Annotated in this window: 15 protein-coding genes; 8 read left to right on the top strand and 7 right to left on the bottom strand. The window is 67.6% G+C overall.

Features of this window, described 5'->3' with window-relative positions:
• Positions 1-1,659 carry an amidohydrolase gene (locus JOE67_RS03910; protein WP_204974241.1) on the top strand — a complete coding sequence of 553 codons (1,659 nt, stop codon included), beginning with the start codon at positions 1-3 and terminating at the stop codon, positions 1,657-1,659.
• 64 nt (positions 1,660-1,723) lie between these two features.
• On the opposite strand, the gene JOE67_RS03905 is transcribed toward JOE67_RS03910, so the two are convergent.
• From JOE67_RS03905 to JOE67_RS03890, 4 genes are all read right to left on the bottom strand, one after another.
• Positions 1,724-3,091, bottom strand: coding sequence for an aspartate aminotransferase family protein (locus JOE67_RS03905; RefSeq protein WP_204974240.1), 1,368 nt, complete (start codon positions 3,089-3,091; stop codon positions 1,724-1,726).
• Positions 3,092-3,163: 72 nt separating this feature from the next.
• Positions 3,164-4,339 carry an acyl-CoA dehydrogenase family protein gene (locus JOE67_RS03900; protein ID WP_204974239.1) on the bottom strand — a complete coding sequence of 392 codons (1,176 nt, stop codon included), beginning with the start codon at positions 4,337-4,339 and terminating at the stop codon, positions 3,164-3,166.
• On the bottom strand, positions 4,336-5,085 hold the full coding sequence (locus JOE67_RS03895) for an alpha/beta fold hydrolase (RefSeq protein ID WP_204974238.1): 750 nt from the start codon (positions 5,083-5,085) through the stop codon (positions 4,336-4,338). The genes JOE67_RS03900 and JOE67_RS03895 overlap by 4 nt, the downstream gene beginning before the upstream one ends.
• A gap of 9 nt (positions 5,086-5,094) precedes the next feature.
• Complete coding sequence (locus tag JOE67_RS03890) at positions 5,095-6,303, bottom strand: MFS transporter (protein WP_204974237.1); 1,209 nt, start codon at positions 6,301-6,303, stop codon at positions 5,095-5,097.
• 376 nt (positions 6,304-6,679) lie between these two features.
• Here JOE67_RS03890 and nrdH point away from each other — a divergent pair, with 376 nt between their 5' ends.
• The 6 genes from nrdH (at position 6,680) to JOE67_RS03860 (ending at position 11,925) form a co-directional block, all read left to right on the top strand.
• Positions 6,680-6,913 (top strand): glutaredoxin-like protein NrdH, encoded by a 234-nt coding sequence (gene nrdH, locus JOE67_RS03885; RefSeq protein WP_182253815.1) that lies wholly within the window; start codon positions 6,680-6,682, stop codon positions 6,911-6,913.
• A 10-nt stretch (positions 6,914-6,923) separates the two neighbouring features.
• The gene (gene nrdI, locus JOE67_RS03880; RefSeq protein WP_204974236.1) at positions 6,924-7,358 is read left to right on the top strand and encodes a class Ib ribonucleoside-diphosphate reductase assembly flavoprotein NrdI; all 435 of its coding nucleotides are present in this window, start codon (positions 6,924-6,926) and stop codon (positions 7,356-7,358) included.
• Positions 7,340-9,499 carry a class 1b ribonucleoside-diphosphate reductase subunit alpha gene (gene nrdE, locus JOE67_RS03875; RefSeq protein ID WP_204974235.1) on the top strand — a complete coding sequence of 720 codons (2,160 nt, stop codon included), beginning with the start codon at positions 7,340-7,342 and terminating at the stop codon, positions 9,497-9,499. Before nrdI ends, nrdE begins: the two co-directional genes overlap by 19 nt.
• Before the next feature lie 37 nt (positions 9,500-9,536).
• On the top strand, positions 9,537-10,517 hold the full coding sequence (gene nrdF, locus JOE67_RS03870) for a class 1b ribonucleoside-diphosphate reductase subunit beta (protein WP_101188904.1): 981 nt from the start codon (positions 9,537-9,539) through the stop codon (positions 10,515-10,517).
• 122 nt (positions 10,518-10,639) lie between these two features.
• Complete coding sequence (locus JOE67_RS03865; protein ID WP_204974234.1) at positions 10,640-10,816, top strand: hypothetical protein; 177 nt, start codon at positions 10,640-10,642, stop codon at positions 10,814-10,816.
• A gap of 137 nt (positions 10,817-10,953) precedes the next feature.
• Complete coding sequence (locus JOE67_RS03860) at positions 10,954-11,925, top strand: NAD-dependent epimerase/dehydratase family protein (RefSeq protein WP_204974233.1); 972 nt, start codon at positions 10,954-10,956, stop codon at positions 11,923-11,925.
• Between the two features lie 215 nt (positions 11,926-12,140).
• On the opposite strand, the gene JOE67_RS03855 is transcribed toward JOE67_RS03860, so the two are convergent.
• From JOE67_RS03855 to JOE67_RS03845, 3 genes are read right to left on the bottom strand one after another with little or no spacing between them, the layout of a single operon-like run.
• Complete coding sequence (locus tag JOE67_RS03855) at positions 12,141-13,664, bottom strand: helix-turn-helix domain-containing protein (protein ID WP_204974232.1); 1,524 nt, start codon at positions 13,662-13,664, stop codon at positions 12,141-12,143.
• Entirely contained in the window at positions 13,661-14,743 is a 1,083-nt protein-coding gene (locus tag JOE67_RS03850; protein WP_204974231.1) for an S-methyl thiohydantoin desulfurase domain-containing protein, read from the bottom strand. Before JOE67_RS03850 ends, JOE67_RS03855 begins: the two co-directional genes overlap by 4 nt.
• Complete coding sequence (locus JOE67_RS03845) at positions 14,727-16,013, bottom strand: hydantoinase/oxoprolinase family protein (RefSeq protein ID WP_204974230.1); 1,287 nt, start codon at positions 16,011-16,013, stop codon at positions 14,727-14,729. Before JOE67_RS03845 ends, JOE67_RS03850 begins: the two co-directional genes overlap by 17 nt.
• A gap of 212 nt (positions 16,014-16,225) precedes the next feature.
• On the opposite strand from JOE67_RS03845, the gene JOE67_RS03840 reads away from it, so the two are divergent.
• Positions 16,226-16,546 carry a putative quinol monooxygenase gene (locus JOE67_RS03840; RefSeq protein ID WP_204974229.1) on the top strand — a complete coding sequence of 107 codons (321 nt, stop codon included), beginning with the start codon at positions 16,226-16,228 and terminating at the stop codon, positions 16,544-16,546.
• Positions 16,547-16,558: the final 12 nt, after the last annotated feature.

The following is a 16,558-nucleotide window of genomic DNA, read 5'->3' as shown; positions in this document are numbered from 1 at the left end:
ATGACCCGGGCCGACATCGTCTTCACGGGCGGCGCCTACGGCGGCCGCGTCTTCCTATCCGACGCGTCGCGCTCCCGCGCCGACTCCGTCGCCGTGCGCGACGGCCGGATCGTCGCCCTCGACCGGGAGGCGGTCGCGCTGATCGGTCCTGGCACCGAGATCGTCGACCTCGAGGGCCGGATGCTGGTTCCCGGCTTTCAAGATGCTCACGTGCACCCGCTCTGGGGCGGGCTCGACATGCTGCGCTGCGACCTCGCCGGCCTGTCGACCCAGGACGAGTACCTGGCGCGGATCGCGGAGTACGCGACCGGGCATCCGGACGACGGGTGGGTGCTGGGCGGCGGCTGGCAGATGTCGGCCTTCCCCGGTGGCGCGCCGGCAGCCGAAGCGCTGGACCGCGTCGTGCCCGACCGACCCGCCTTCCTGCCCAACCGTGACGGTCACGGCGCGTGGGTGAACTCCCGCGCGCTGGAACTCGCGGGCGTGACACGAGAAACCCCCGACCCCGACGACGGCCGCATCGAACGGGATGCGTCCGGTGCGCCCTCGGGCACGCTGCACGAGGGCGCGATGTCGCTCGTCAACCGGCTGCTGCCCCCAGAGCCGCACGAGCGGCTGCGCGAGGCGCTCGCCGTCGGGCAGCGCCACCTGCACTCGTTCGGGATCACCGCCTGGCAGGATGCGATCGTCGGCACGCAGTACAGCGATGCGGGCGACCCCCTGCCGGTGTACATCGCCGCCGACCGAGCCGGCGAGCTCACCGGACGCGTGGTCGGATCGCTGTGGTGGGACCGCACGCGCGGACTCGAGCAGATCGACGACCTCGTCGCGATGCGGGAGAGCGCCGCGGGCGGCCGCCGGTTCGCCGCGACCAGCATCAAGATCATGCAGGACGGCGTGGCCGAGAACTTCACGGCGTCGATGCTCGAGCCGTACTGCGACGGACACGGGCATCCGACCGAGAACGCCGGCATCTCCTTCGTCGATCCCGAGGTGCTGAACGAGGCCGCCGCGCGGCTGGACGCGCTGGGTTTCACGCTGCACTTCCACGCCATCGGCGACAGGGCGGTCCGCGAATGCCTCGACGCGGTCGAGACCGCGCTGCGACGCAACGGCCCGCTCGGCAACCCGCACCACATCTCGCACATCCAGGTCGTGCATCCCGACGACGTGCCGCGCTTCCGCCGGCTCGGCGTGACGGCGAACATGCAGATGCTCTGGGCGACCCTCGAGCCGCAGATGGTCGACCTGACGCTGCCCTTCCTCGGCGAGACGCGCTCCAGCTGGCAGTATCCGTTCGGCGATCTGCTGCGTTCGGGCGCGCCGCTCGCCGCGGGCAGCGACTGGTCGGTCTCGACGCCCGATCCGATGGCGGCGATCCACACGGCGGTAAACCGGCGCTCGGCTCCCTCGGAATGGGAGGGCGACTACCCGCCGTTCCTGCCCGAGCAGGCGCTCGACCTGGGCACGGCACTGCAGGCCTACACGGCGGGGTCGGCGCGGGTGAACAGCCTGCCCGAGACCGGCGTGATCCGCGTCGGGATGCTGGCGGACCTCGCACTGCTCGACCGCGACCCGTTCGAGGGCGAGCCAGAGCAGATCGGCGACACCCGCGTTCTCGGGACCTGGGTCGAGGGCGTGCGGGTCTTCGAGGCCTGAGCCCCACCCGGGCTGCCCTGCGCCCCGCCTTCGCCCTTCTCTGCCCAGACGTCTGCCGGGCGGGTCAGATGATGCGAGCGGCCTCGCCGAGCACCCCACGCAGGATGTCGCCGATCTCACGGAACTCGGCGGGACCGACGGTCAGCGGCGGCGCGAGCTGGATCACGGGGTCGCCGCGGTCGTCGGCTCGGCAGTACAAGCCGGCGTCGAAGAGCGCCTTCGACAGGAAGCCGCGCAGCAGCCGCTCGGACTCGTCCGCATCGAACGTCTGCTTGGTCGCCTTGTCCTTCACCAACTCGATGCCGAAGAAGTAGCCCTCGCCGCGCACGTCGCCGACGATCGGCAGGTCGAGAAGGGTCTCGAGCTCTGCGCGGAACAGCGGCGAGTTCTCCCGCACGTGGGCATTGAGCCCCTCCTCCTCGAAGATGTCGAGGTTCGCCATCGCGACGGCGGCCGATACCGGATGCCCGCCGAACGTGTATCCGTGCGGGAAGAACGTGTCACCCTGCGCGAACGGCTCGTAGATGCGGCTCGAGATGATGGTCGCGCCGATGGGGGAGTAGCCGCTCGTCATCCCCTTCGCGCAGGTGATCATGTCGGGCACGTAGCCGAACGCGTCGCATGCGAAGGTGCGGCCGACGCGACCGAAAGCGCAGATCACCTCGTCCGACACGAGCAGCACGTCATGGCGGTCGCAGATCTCGCGCACGCGCTGGAAGTATCCCGGAGGCGGCGGGAAGCACCCGCCGGAGTTCTGCACCGGCTCGAGGAAGATCGCGGCGACCGTGTCCGGCCCCTCGAACAGGATCATCTCCTCGATCCGATCCGCCGCCCACTTCGAGAAGGCGTCGGGGTCGGTCGGCGCCCCCATCTCGTCGGCGCGGTAGATGTTGGTGTTCGGCACGCGGAAGCCGCCAGGGGTGACCGGCTCGAACATCTCCTTCATGGCCGGGATGCCCGTGATCGCCAGGGCGCCCTGTGTCGTGCCGTGGTAGGCGATCGCCCGCGAGAGCACCTTGTGCTTGCCTGGCCGGCCGCGCAGGCGCCAGTACTGCTTGGCGAGCTTGAACGCCGTCTCGACGGCCTCGCTGCCGCTGGTCGAGAAGAACACCCGGTCGAGGTCGCCAGGCGCCTCGGCCGCGAGCCGGTCGGCGAGCTCGATCGCCGCGGGATGCGCGTACGACCAGAGCGGGAAGAAGGCCAGCTCCTGGGCCTGCGCGGCCGCTGCCTCGGCGAGACGACGCCTGCCGTGACCGGCGTTCACGACGAAGAGGCCGGCGAGACCGTCGATGTACCTCTTGCCCGTCGAGTCCCAGATGTGATGACCCTCGCCCTTGACGATCACAGGAACATCGGATGACGCCATCGTCGACTGACGAGTGAAGTGCATCCAGAGATGTTCCTTCGCTTTCCGCTGCAGTTCGGTATCCATGTGTCGATATTGACACTGAACGCACACGAAGACAACAGAATTCGAAGGCATCGGGCCCGATCGGCTCCGCTGTCAGCCCTCGATCGGCCCCAGCCATGCGGATGCGGCGGCGGAATGCGCCGATTCGGGATCCGAGGGATGGAACATGCCGGCCAGCACATCGCGGTACAGCCGGGAGAGCTCATTCGACGAGAAGTACGACCCGCCGCCCGCGACGAGCATCGCCTCATCGACCACCTGCTTCGCCATCACGACGGCGCGGTGCTTCAGCCCCGACAACAGCGTGAACCAGCGCGCGCCGTGGTCGGCGAGCTCGTCGACGTCGCGAGCGAGAGCGGAGATCTGCGGCGGCAGCGCGTCGTACGCGAGAGCCATGTCGGCGATGCGCCAGCGGATGTCCGGATCCTGACTGTACGACGTGCCGGTCTTCTTCGAGCGCCGGCTCTTCGCCGCCTCGACGGCGAGGTCGAGGCCGCGCCGCGCGATGCCGGTGTAGACGGACGCCAGCAGGATCTCGAACACGCTGAATATGCCGAAGACGATCGGGTCAGGATTGGGGCCGGGGTCGATCCGGCGCACCACCTGCTCGGGTGCGGCGACCGCGCCGTCCAGGCGGGTCGTGCGACTTTGCGTGCCGCGCATGCCGAGGGTGTCCCAGTCGTCGCTCGTGGTCACCGCCTCGGTGCGGTCGATGAACGCGAACACCAGTTTCGGAGCATCCGGACTCGTCGTGTCGAGCCCGTGCAGGCCCAGCTTCGTCCAGACCGGCGCGAGAGAGGTGAAGATCTTCGTGCCGGTGAACGCGTAGCCGCCGTCATCTTGAGGGTCCGCCGACGTGTCGCTGCCGAACAGCACGAGATCGTTGCCGCCCTCGCTGATGCCGAATGCGAAGACCTCACCGGCCACAGCGCCGCGCTGCACGAACTCGAGACCGGGGACCCCGCGGTCGCTGAACACCTTCGCGACACCCGTCCACACGAGATGCATGTTGATCGCGAGCGCCGTCGCGGGTGCCGCCGACGCCAGGCGCTGCTGCAGAACGGCCGCATCGGCGAGACCGAGTCCGGCGCCGCCGAGCTCGCGGGGGACGAGGATCGACAGGTATCCGGCCGCACGCAGCTCGTCGAGGTCGTGCTGCGGGAACGTGTTCTCGCGGTCATGCACGGCCGCCCGCTCGCGGATGCGCTCGAGCAGCTCATCGGGCAGATGGCGAGCAGGGTCGAAGCCGTCGCGTTCGGGTGCGCTCATGAGATGGCCTCCAGGATCTGCCGGATCGTCTCCTCAGGGCGATCGCGGTGAGGAGAATGACCGGCATCCGGCACGACCGACATGGTGATGTTCGGGTTCTCGAGCACGGACTCGGCCAGTTCGCCGGTGAAAAGGCTGTAGACGCCGGGGTCGGCGCCGACGATGTGGGTCGGGATGCTGAGCTGCGCAGCCTGCGCGCGTACGTCCCACGGATCGTTCTGCGCGCTGGTCTGCTCTACCGCCCAGCGGCTCGCCCGCAGCACAGCATCCACCTTCAGCTCCACGTCGTGCGGGTGCCAGTCCGGGTGCTCGGCGCGCACCGACTCGACGTCGGGGGAGGCGAAGGCGCGCTTCTGACTGCGCCGGATGATCCCCTCGTCGCGTCCCGCGACGTGGATCGCCGGGTCGATCAGCACGAGTCGTCTCGCCCATCCGGATGCCGTGGTCGCCGCCACCACGGTCGACGCGCCGCCCAGGGAGTGGCCGATCACGGCATCCCACTCTCCGCCGCCCTCCGGGCGCACGGCGGCGAGGTCTGCGCCGTACGCGGCGACCGTGTAGTCGAGCGCGCGAGGCGCGTCGCCGTGACCGCGCAGGTCGACCGCGGTGGCCTGCCACCCGGCATCAGCCAGTGCGGATCCGATGCGCCACATCAGCGCGGCGGATGATCCGAGACCGTGGACGAGCAGGGCGCGACGGGGGCCGTCGCCCCAGACCAGGCGAGGAAGGGTGAGGGGTGCAGGCACGCCACCAGCCTAGAGGCGGGCGGTCTGGATCGGCTCGGTGTCGGGGTACGGCGCGGGGTCGCGGTGACGCAGGTCGGGGAAGGCCCGGACGAAGACGATCGAGACCGCGAGTCCGACGGCGGCGAACAGGGCGGCCGCGAGGTAGGCGCCCTGCGGGCCGGACTGGTCGATGAGGATGCCGGCGACGGCGGAGCCAGCCGCGGCTCCGATGAGCTGACCCGTGCCGGCCCATCCGAATGCCTCGGCCGTCTCGCTGAACTTGACGCTCGCGGTGGTGATCGCGAACAGCACGGCGAGGGCGGGCGCGATGCCGACGCCGGCGAGCACGAGCGTGCCGCCCAGCCAGAAGATGTTCAGCGACACCATCGTCAGAGCGAGACCGATCGTGACGATGAGCAGGCGGCGGGCCATCGCCCAGGGGCCGATCGGGATGTGCCCGAATGCGAGTCCGCCCACCAGGCTGCCGACCGAGAAGACGGCGAGCACCAGGCCCGCCTCGAGGCCGCCGTGCCCGAACGTCGCGACGACTCCGACCTCGACGGCTGCGCACGCGCCGATGAGCAGGAACCCGATGACCGTCGCCAGCATCACCGGCGGCTTCAGCACGACGCGGCCGAACGCGCGGCGGCTGCGCGGGATGCGCACGCGGCCGACCTCGGGGGAGAGGATGAACCACGAACCGCCCATCACGAGGATCGCCGCGACCAGCAGCAGTCCCTGCACGGTGCCGACCTGGGTCGAGACGACCGTGATCACGACCGGCGCGACGATCCAGATGATCTCCTGCAGCGAGGCGTCGAGCGAGAACAGAGGCGTGAGCTGTCCGGCGTTGACGAGCTTGGGGTAGATGGTGCGCACAGCGGCCTGCACGGGCGGAGTCGAGAGTCCGGCGAGCAGCGCGAACACCATGTAGCCGGCGAGGCTCAGGGGCAGCAGGGCGAGGCAGAGCACCGCGACCACGCACCCGGCGAGGGTCAGCGTGAGCACGCGTCGCATGCCCCAGGCGCCCATCCAGCGGCTCGTGACGGGCCCTGCCACCGCCTGGCCGACGGAGGCCGCGGCGAGCACGATTCCCGCCGCGCCGTACGATTCGGTCTGCTGCTCGACGTGCAGCAGGATCGCAAGGCTCGTCATGCCGTTGGGGAAGCGCGCGACGAGCTGCGCGGCGATCATGCGCGCCACGCCGGGAGTGCGAAGAAGGTCACGATAGCCAGCCACCAGACGAGGCTATCCGGGGCCGAGCGGCCGACGCGAGGAGGCGCTGCGGCGACACGCCGCGACACGCCGAAGACGCTTCTCCACAGGAAATCGGATGTCGGTGGCCAGGCGTACGGTCCTGGCTGTGGATGGATCTGCAACGAGCTCACTCGAGCCGCGTGAATCCGCGGTCCGAACCGGTTCTGCGAGGGTGCCGGGCTGTGGAAGAAAGGGTGGACAACCTGTGTTGTATCTGGGGAAGGCAGTGGAAAACTACACGGATGTAACTACTACCCCTTGTGGTCGCTTCCAATGTCCGTCCCCATATGTAGTATTGAAGTCCCGGCGGGGGCCTGTCGGGAAAACCACCTGGATTAGAGGGGAATCAGACATCACCATGTCGATCACGGTCTACACCAAGCCTTCCTGCGTGCAGTGCAACGCGACCTACCGCGCCCTCGACGCCAAGGGCATCGAGTACGAGATCCACGACCTCTCTGAGGACGCCTCGGCGCTCGAGCAGGTCAAGGCGCTCGGCTACATGCAGGCGCCCGTCGTCGTCACCGACGAGGACCACTGGTCGGGCTTCCGTCCCGACAAGATCGACGAGCTCGCCGCCCGTCTCGCGTAAGCCGCCGACCATGAGCGCTGTCGCGACCGCGGTGCCGCTCCTGGTCTACTTCTCGAGCGTGTCCGGCAACACCGCACGATTCATCGAGAAGCTCGGACTGCCCGCCCGTCGCATCCCCCTGCACCGCACCGAGGATCCGCTCGTCATCGACGAGCCGTTCGTCCTCGTCACCCCGACCTACGGGGGCGGGCAGGGGCGCGGCGAGGAGAAGGGGGCGGTCCCCAAGCAGGTCATCCGGTTCCTCAACGATGAGCGCAACCGGCGCCACATCCGCGGAGTGATCTCCGCGGGCAACACGAACTTCGGCGAGGCGTTCTGCCTCGCCGGCGAGATCATCAGCCGAAAGTGCAACGTGCCGCACTTGTATCGGTTCGAGGTATTCGGCACGCAGGACGACGTCGATCGCGTAAGCGACGGATTGGAACGATGGTGGAAGCGACAGTGACAGACGCAGTCGAGTTCAAGATGAACCCCGCGTACGAGGGGCTCGACTATCACGCGCTCAACGCGATGCTCAACCTGTACGACGCGAACGGCAAGATCCAGTTCGACGCCGACAAGCGCGCCGCACGCGAGTACTTCCTGCAGCACGTCAATCAGAACACGGTGTTCTTCCACTCCCTCAAGGAGCGCCTGGACTACCTCGTCGAGAAGCAGTACTACGAAGGCGCTGTCATCGAGCAGTACTCGTTCGACTTCATCCAGAAGCTCAACGACCTGGCCTACTCGAAGAAGTTCCGCTTCGAGACCTTCCTCGGCGCCTTCAAGTACTACACGAGCTACACGCTGAAGACGTTCGACGGCAAGCGCTATCTCGAGCGCTTCGAGGATCGCGTCGTGATGACCGCCCTCGCGCTCGCCGAGGGCGACGAGCAGGTCGCCATCGACCTCGTCGAGGAGATCATCTCTGGCCGCTTCCAGCCGGCCACCCCGACCTTCCTCAACGCAGGCAAGGCGCAGCGCGGCGAGCTCGTCAGCTGCTTCCTGCTGCGCATCGAAGACAACATGGAGTCGATCGCCCGCGGCATCAACTCGTCGCTGCAGCTGTCGAAGCGCGGCGGCGGCGTCGCGCTGCTGCTGTCGAACATCCGCGAGTCGGGTGCGCCGATCAAGCAGATCGAGAACCAGTCGTCCGGCATCATCCCCGTGATGAAGCTGCTCGAAGACAGCTTCAGCTACGCCAACCAGCTGGGTGCCCGTCAGGGTGCCGGTGCCGTCTACCTCAACGCGCACCACCCCGACATCATGCGCTTCCTCGACACCAAGCGCGAGAACGCCGACGAGAAGATCCGCATCAAGACGCTCTCGCTCGGTGTCGTCGTGCCCGACATCACGTTCGAGCTCGCCAAGAAGGGTGAGGACATGTACCTGTTCTCGCCGTACGACGTCGAGCGCGTGTACGGCGTGCCCTTCGGCGACATCTCGGTGACCGAGAAGTACCACGAGATGGTCGACGACTCGCGCATCAAGAAGACGAAGATCAACGCGCGCGAGTTCTTCCAGACCCTCGCCGAGATCCAGTTCGAGTCGGGCTACCCGTACATCATGTTCGAGGACACGGTGAACAAGGCGAACCCGATCAAGGGCCGCATCAACATGTCGAACCTGTGCAGCGAGATCCTGCAGGTGAACACCCCGACCTCGTACAACGACGACCTGTCGTACGACCAGATCGGCAAGGACATCTCGTGCAACCTCGGCTCGATGAACATCGCCCTGGCGATGGACGCCGATGACCTGGGCAAGACCGTCGAGACGGCGATCCGCGCGCTGACCGCCGTCAGCACGCAGAGCCACATCACCTCGGTGCGCTCGATCGAAGACGGCAACGACCGCTCGCACGCCATCGGTCTCGGCCAGATGAACCTGCACGGCTACCTCGCTCGCGAGCGCGTCTTCTACGGTTCGGAAGAGGGCATCGACTTCACGAACATCTACTTCTACACCGTGCTGTTCCACGCGCTGAAGGCGTCGAACAAGCTCGCCATCGAGCGTGGCGAGACCTTCGACGGCTTCGAGGACTCGACCTACGCGTCGGGTACGTTCTTCGACAAGTACATCGACCAGGCGTGGGTGCCCGAGACGGAGAAGGTCAAGGAGCTCTTCGCCGGCAAGTTCATCCCGACGCAGCAGGACTGGATCGAGCTGCGCGACAGCATCCAGAAGCACGGCATCTTCAACCAGAACCTGCAGGCTGTGCCGCCCACCGGATCGATCTCGTACATCAACAACTCGACGTCGTCGATCCACCCGATCGCCTCGAAGGTCGAGATCCGCAAGGAAGGCAAGCTCGGTCGCGTCTACTACCCGGCGCCGTTCATGACGAACGACAACCTGGAGTACTACCAGGACGCGTACGAGATCGGCTACGAGAAGGTCATCGACACGTACGCCGCCGCGACGCAGCACGTCGATCAGGGCCTGTCGCTGACGCTGTTCTTCAAGGACACCGCCACCACCCGCGACATCAACAAGGCGCAGATCTACGCATGGCGCAAGGGCATCAAGACGATCTACTACATCCGTCTTCGCCAGCTCGCGCTCGAGGGCACCGACATGACCGAGTGCGTCAGCTGCATGCTGTGATCCGCTGATCCGGGATTTTGAGAACAGGAACGATGAATTGACTCCCTCACCGAAGCTCACGCTGGTCGACCACGTGCAGGCGATCAACTGGAACCGCATCGAGGACGAGAAGGACCTCGAGGTCTGGAACCGGCTCGTGAACAACTTCTGGCTGCCCGAGAAGGTGCCGCTGTCGAACGACGTGCAGTCGTGGAACACGCTGACGCCCGACGAGCAGCTGCTCACCATGCGGGTGTTCACGGGACTCACGCTGCTCGACACGATCCAGGGCACCGTGGGTGCGGTCTCGCTGATCCCCGACGCGATCACCCCGCACGAAGAGGCGGTGTACACCAACATCGCGTTCATGGAGTCGGTGCACGCAAAGAGCTACTCGTCGATCTTCTCGACCCTGTGCTCGACGAAGGAGATCGACGAGGCGTTCCGCTGGTCGGTCGAGAACCAGAATCTGCAGAAGAAGGCGCAGATCATCGTCGACTACTACCGTGGCGACGACCCGCTCAAGCGCAAGATCGCATCGACGCTGCTCGAGTCGTTCCTGTTCTACTCGGGCTTCTACCTGCCGATCTACTGGTCGTCGAAGGCGAAGCTGACGAACACGGCCGACCTCATCCGCCTCATCATCCGTGACGAGGCCGTGCACGGCTACTACATCGGCTACAAGTTCCAGAAGGGGCTCGAGAACGAGACCGAGGAGCGCCGTCAGGAGCTGAAGGACTACACCTTCAACCTGCTGTTCGAGCTCTACGAGAACGAGGTGCAGTACACGCAGGACCTCTACGACGGCGTCGGCCTGACCGAGGACGTCAAGAAGTTCCTGCACTACAACGCCAACAAGGCGCTGATGAACCTCGGCTACGAGCCGATGTTCCCCTCGACGGTCACCAACGTGAACCCGGCGATCCTCTCGGCCCTGTCGCCGAACGCCGACGAGAACCACGACTTCTTCTCGGGGTCGGGTTCGTCGTACGTCATCGGCAAGGCCGAGGCCACGGAAGACGACGACTGGGACTTCTGATCTGTCCGTAGATCGGCTGTGATCCTTCACAAGCCATGTGTGACCTAAGAAGGGCCGCGGAATTGTTCAATTCCGCGGCCCTTCTTGCGACTTCAGCGAGGACGCCGCTCCATGGCCATTTTGTGTGGCTGTCGCCGGAGAAGCTCACCGGCACCGCGAAGGTCGAGGCTCTCGCGATGCTCGAGCACACCTCATCGGACGTCGCGAGCACCATCCGGGAACACATCGTCGACTGCAGGGTCAACAACTCCCGACCCGTCGCCACCACTGATCCCTCTCTTCTGCAGCCGGTCGGCTGAGCGATCAGTGCCGCGTCGGATGACGCCGATCGGTACAGATCTCACCGGTACTGGATATGCTTCCGACACCACCGTCCGCCTCGCACAGACCGCGGACGACGACGCCATCCCCACGACGAACCAGTAGGAGACAACTCATGCGTGTGCTGGTCATCGGTGGCTCGGGCCACATCGGATCCTTCCTCATCCCTCGACTTGTGCGAGCCGGACACGAGGTGATCAACATCAGCCGAGGCACCTCCGAGCCCTACACGGACTCCGCCGAGTGGCGGCACGTTGCCCAAGTGGCCGCAGACCGGGAGAAGGAAGACGCGCAGGGCGTATTCGCCGACCGTGTCGTCGAGCTGAGCGCCGACGTCGTCATCGACCTCGTATGCTTCACGCTCGAATCCGCCACGACGCTCGTGGAGCGCTTGCGCGGAAACGTCGGCCACTACCTGTTCTGCGGATCCATCTGGCGAGCCGGTCCCAGTCAAGTGCTTCCGATGTCCGAGGACAACGCCCCCGCGCCGTTCGGCGAGTACGGCGTTGCCAAGCACGACATCGCTCGCATGCTCAAGGCAGAGACCGCGGAGAGCGGAGTGGCCACAACGACCATCCACCCGGGCCACATCAGCGGGCCCGGCTGGGAGCCCATCGGACCGACCGGAAACCTTGACGCTCGCGTCTGGCAGAAGCTCGCCGCCGGCGAAGCGCTGCCCATCCCTGGGCTCGGTGCGGAGTCGATGGCACACGTGCACGCCGATGACGTTGCCCTCGCTTTCGAGCTCGCCGTGAACAACCGCGAGGCGGCTTCGGGAGAAGACTTCTTCATCACCGCGAATGACGCCCTCACCGTCCGCGGCTACGCGGCGGCGGCAGCCTCCTGGTTCGGCAAGTCCGCGACGCTGGAATCCGTCACCTGGGACGAGTTCCGAGCCGATGTCGGGGCGAGAAACGCGGACCTCAGCTGGGACCATCTCGTCCGCAGCCATTTCGTCACCACCGAGAAGGCACATCGCCTCCTCGGCTACGTCCCTCAGCACTCCGCCGCGGACACGGTCTTCGAGTCCGTCAAATGGCTCATCGACAACGACAAGCTGGAGGTCTCCTCACCTCTGGTCGACTGACCGCTCGAGGGGTGGCGTCGATCAACGACGCCACCTTCGACTCTCTCTTCACACGCCGACCATCTCGGGCCGCGCCATACACGGGGCCGATGTTCGTGCTCGGCTGGACTGTGCACAGAGGGCAGCGGGAGAGCGGTCTGCTCCATGCCGAGATGCGTCAAGACCGGTAGCTCTCGAACTCGGTACCCGGGTCTAAGCCACCCCGAAGCTCGCGCTCAGCGGTCGCTCTCGAGAGACGGCGACTCACTGCGCCGGACGGCCTCGAAGAGCAGGTGGATCGGCAGCACGTTCGCAGGCTCGGTGAGGTCGACGTCGAGCTCTGCCGCGCGGTGGAGCCTCGACTGCACGGTGTTGCGGTGCAGGCCGAGGCGTGCGGCGGCGGTCGACACCGACCCGTTCGCCGACAGGTAGCCGATCACCGCCTCGATGAGGCGAGGCGCCGACGGGTCGGCGAGCAGGCGGGGGAACAGCGCTGCGACGAGCTGCTCGGCGAGGTCGAGCGGAACGAGGCGGCTCAGCAGGCGGAGAGGTGCGGACTCGAATTCCACGAAGGCATCGGTGCCCGGCCCGTCGGCCGTCGCCGTGCAGGGGTCTGCCAGTCGCGCAGCCAGCCACGCCTCCCGGACGGCGTACCGCGCCTCGGCAGGGGAGCGGTGGATGCGCGAAGAGCCTCCGGTGATCGGGACTCCCGCGGCGCGCACGAACCCGCTTCTCACTCTCTCCAGTGCCCTGGTGCGCTGGCTGGGATCCTCCGCGGGCAGGAACCCGATCCAGCCACCGTCGAACCGGGCGAGCGGGGCTTCGGGAAAAGCCATCAGCCAGAGCTGATGGACGAGTGCACCCACGCGGTCCGGCTCGGACGTGAGCAGGCATACGGCGAAGAAGGAACCGTCGAGGGGCGCCTGTGGCCAGGCTGTGGTCTTTCCCGCCTCCGGTTCCTCGAATGACGTGACGGAAGCGGAGCCCGTGAGGGCGGTGATCGAGATCGCCGGCAGCGACGAGCGGGTCGCCGTGAGTCTCTGCTCGAGCAGCAGCGCCCTGACCGAGGGCGCTGCTCCGGCGAGCAACTGCTCGCCGAACACCACGGCCTGTGCGGGGACCCTGGCCAGAAGCAGGTCGGAATCCGCGTCCGGCCCCTCTGCGCCCATCCCGAGGCGCGCCCTCACCAGCGGTGCACGCTGCGATGCGGAGTCGATGCCCGCAGGCGTCGGCGATGCGAGGGTGCGAGCCCCCGACGATTCGATCCACACCTCGGCACCACCGAGCTCGTCCGAGAGCAACGCGATCGCCTGCGCGGGGCCGGGCACATCGGCCAGGCGGTCGACGACGGCACGCACACGCACCATCGCCTCGGCTCGTGCGGCGCCGATCCGGATGGCCGCGTCGATCGCGAGGCGGGTCATGTCGCGACGGGTGGTGAGCAGTGAGACCTCCAGCCGCTTCGCCAGTTCGATGACGGATGCGGTGAACGGCTGCTCGGGGACGATGAGCGCGCATGCCCGCCGCTCCCACGCGTAGCGCAGGGCCGCCGAGATCATCCAGCCTCCGCGCGCGGCGCCTCGCGCGAGCAGCACCACCGTGTCGGGTCCGACCGCTCCGATGTCCTCGAAGTCGGAGACCAGGGCCAGGTCTCGAACGGGACTGCGTTCCGAGACGAGGTGCAGCACAGAGAGTCCGGTGAGCTCGCGGGCATCGATCAGGTCGCGCAGCTCGACGGCTCCCGCAGACGATCGGTTCATCTCGGGCCTCTTCCACGGTCGGGGAGCAGCGAATGCAGTGTCTCTGGAGCGGCCAGGCGGCGGCCATCCGGCGTGTACCACTGTGCGGCGGCCGGGAGGACGACGAGGTCGAGGGTGTTGCCCACCCACAGATCGTCGAGGCTGGCGACGCGACCGTCATCCGGATGCAGCATCGTGATGATGTCGGGGATCACCGCCTCCGGCGTGCCGTCGACCATGAGCAGAAGCAGCTCGTTCTGAATCTCCAGCTGCACGAAGCGACCCTGTGACTCCTCGATGAGCACGACGCTGGAGGGATGGTCGGGCTCGCCGGCGGGCGCGGGACGGGAGAGCCCCGCGACATCTGCGACCCGCGCCCGGATGATCCGGCGCACGCCCTCGCTTCGGCGGAGCTGCTGGTGCTTCTCGCCCGTCGTCGCGTCGGAGTCGAGGATCCTCCCGATGCGCACCATCCGCGACACACTGCCGAGCACCCCCGTCCGCGCAAGATCCCTTGCGGTCATGGGGTAGAGCGCCGTGGCCGACCAACCGCCGAACTCCTCGGCCAGCGCTCTGACCAGACGCTCCGCCCGTCGCGGCTCGCGCACCCGGAGGAGCGCCGATTCGCCGACGGGCCCCGTCGCGGCCAGCGGGCCCGCAGGAAGGCCGGCAAGCGTGAACACCGACTGGAACAGCAGGGGGAAGACCCGGCCCATCGGATCGGCATCCACGACGGGACGCCCGAGCTGCATCCCGGTGAGCAGAGGAACCATCGAATTCACGTTCGCCGCCGCGAGCGGGAACAGGCCCTCGATGCGCTTCCCCAGCTCGCGTTCGAGCAGCTCGACGCTGCTGACGAACTCGTCGCCGGCCGGGCGTAGCTCCGACAGCGGGAGCCCGTTGTTGACGAAGCCGACGGCGGCGACGAGCGCGTCCCCGGCGAGGTCCTCGACGCCGAGCAGCTCTGGTGCCTCATCGCCGCTCGCCATGCGCGCGAGGATCCGATCCTGCTGCTCATCGCACCACTCAGGATCGGCGGCGCAGGCCAGGAAGAGTGCGCCGGTGCGCAGGTGCCGGACGTCGTCAGCGCTGAGCTGCACGGCGCACCCCCCTGTCGAGCAGGCCTCCCACGGGATCTCCGGCCACGCCCCTGACGCGCACCGAGACGACCCGCGCGTGCTCGTAGGTCGTGGCCACGAGCTGCGACTCCAGGATGCGAACGGACGAAGGCAGCGCCCCGAACGCTGCGAGCCTGCCACGGACCCGTGCTTCGGCCGCCTGCAGTTCCTGCGCCATCTCTGCCGCGTTCACGGCGCCGACGGTCCCTAGTGCCCAGTCGGAGAGCGGCGCGCAGGCGGCTCCGAGCGCCCGCAGGTCGTCCTCGGTCTCCACCGCTCCTTCGTCGTCGAGCCAGATGGGCAGCGGCGCTCCGGCCACGCGGACGAGCCGGGGAGCTGGCGTCCGTCCGTGGAGCAGGATCTCGGTCGCCGGAACGAGGTGCGCGGCCTGCGTCGACAGGCGGGTGTGATCCCAGCGCAGCCGCGGGATCACGGCGGGGGCACCCGCGCGCAGCGTCCCCAGGGTGAGGCCGTCTTCGGTCGCGAGCAGGAGATCGCCGTCATCGAGCCCGCAGAGCGCCGCCGCCCCGAGGAACTCGACCGGAGCGCCCGAGAAGGCCGAGTGGATGGGCTCGGCCGGGAGCCGGCTGAGCGGCACACGGCCGCCGTCGTTCCGCGTGACGGAGAGTCGGGCCTCGGGAAACCGGCGCCCTGAGACGAGTGCGAGTGAGGTGGCGAGCGTCTCGGCGTCGGGCACGAGCGCGTCGTTGAGGATCGCGGTGTGCTCCCGCGTCGCGAACGAGTTGCTGTCGAAGGCGTGCGAGAACACCACGTTCAGCGGTCCGCCGTGTTCGAGCAGGATCTCTCCTGCGGCGAGTTCGTGCGAGGGGTTCACGAGCGCGCCGACGCTCGTGATCACGACGCGGGATCCTGCCGGGATCCCTGCGGCGGCCGCCCGGAAGCCGTCCGCGTCGAACGGCGCGAGCTCCTCGCCGAGCGTGGTGTGCCCACCGCGGACATGAAGGATGGGCGCATCGCCGGCGCGAGGCTCATCTTCGAGGGCCACAGGGGGCCTCGGCGCGATGCGGACGAGCGCGAGCGGCGCGCCCTCCGTGCGGTGCAGCACGTCGCTCAGGTCGAACGCGATCGACGACACCGTGTCACCAGAGTGCGCGATCCGATCGAGCAGCCGGTCGACGGACCGCTCGATCCCGGCGCCGGTGACGGCGTCCACCAGCATCGAATGCGATCCGTCGGGGCGCAGCAGTGCGGCGGCGACGCGCCGTTCCTGCACTGCGATCCCGACGCGCATGCATCCGCTCCCTTGCGATTCCTGTTTCGGGTAGCCGGTAGCTCCGCCCGAAACTCAGCGATTTCATTCTTTTGCATTTCGGGATGCCTCCGCAATATGCAACATGCACAGAGACGCGAAACGGAGGGTGGATAGTTTCATGGAGCAGCGTCGCGGATCGACCGAGCCGCACCGCCGCACCAGACGATCGAGACAATGGAGTACGAGACCTGATGATCCGCTCAGTCCTGACCCTGCACACCTCACCAGAGCAGGCGGATTCCGTGCTGGAGCTCTACCGCCGCGAGGCGATTCTGCAGGAATCACTCGACCTGACCCGTGCCGTCAGCTCGGAGATCGCCACGGCGATCGACGGATCGGGCGAGATCATCGTGACGGCTGTGTGGCCCGATGAGGCCGCGTATCAGGAGTGGCTCGACCACCCGAATCGCGGGCGCACCGCCCCTGAGCTGTCGGCACTGCTCGCCGACGCCCGGATCGGGGTCGGGCGGCTGTACGAGGTCGACCACCGCGCATCCAGAACCGAGATCTGAGCCCACCCGAAC

It is taken from the genome of Microbacterium esteraromaticum (genome assembly GCF_016907315.1).
In the GTDB taxonomy this organism is placed as follows: domain Bacteria; phylum Actinomycetota; class Actinomycetes; order Actinomycetales; family Microbacteriaceae; genus Microbacterium; species Microbacterium esteraromaticum.
Note: the sequence above shows the minus strand (reverse complement) of the source record. Positions and strands in the feature narration are given on the sequence as shown.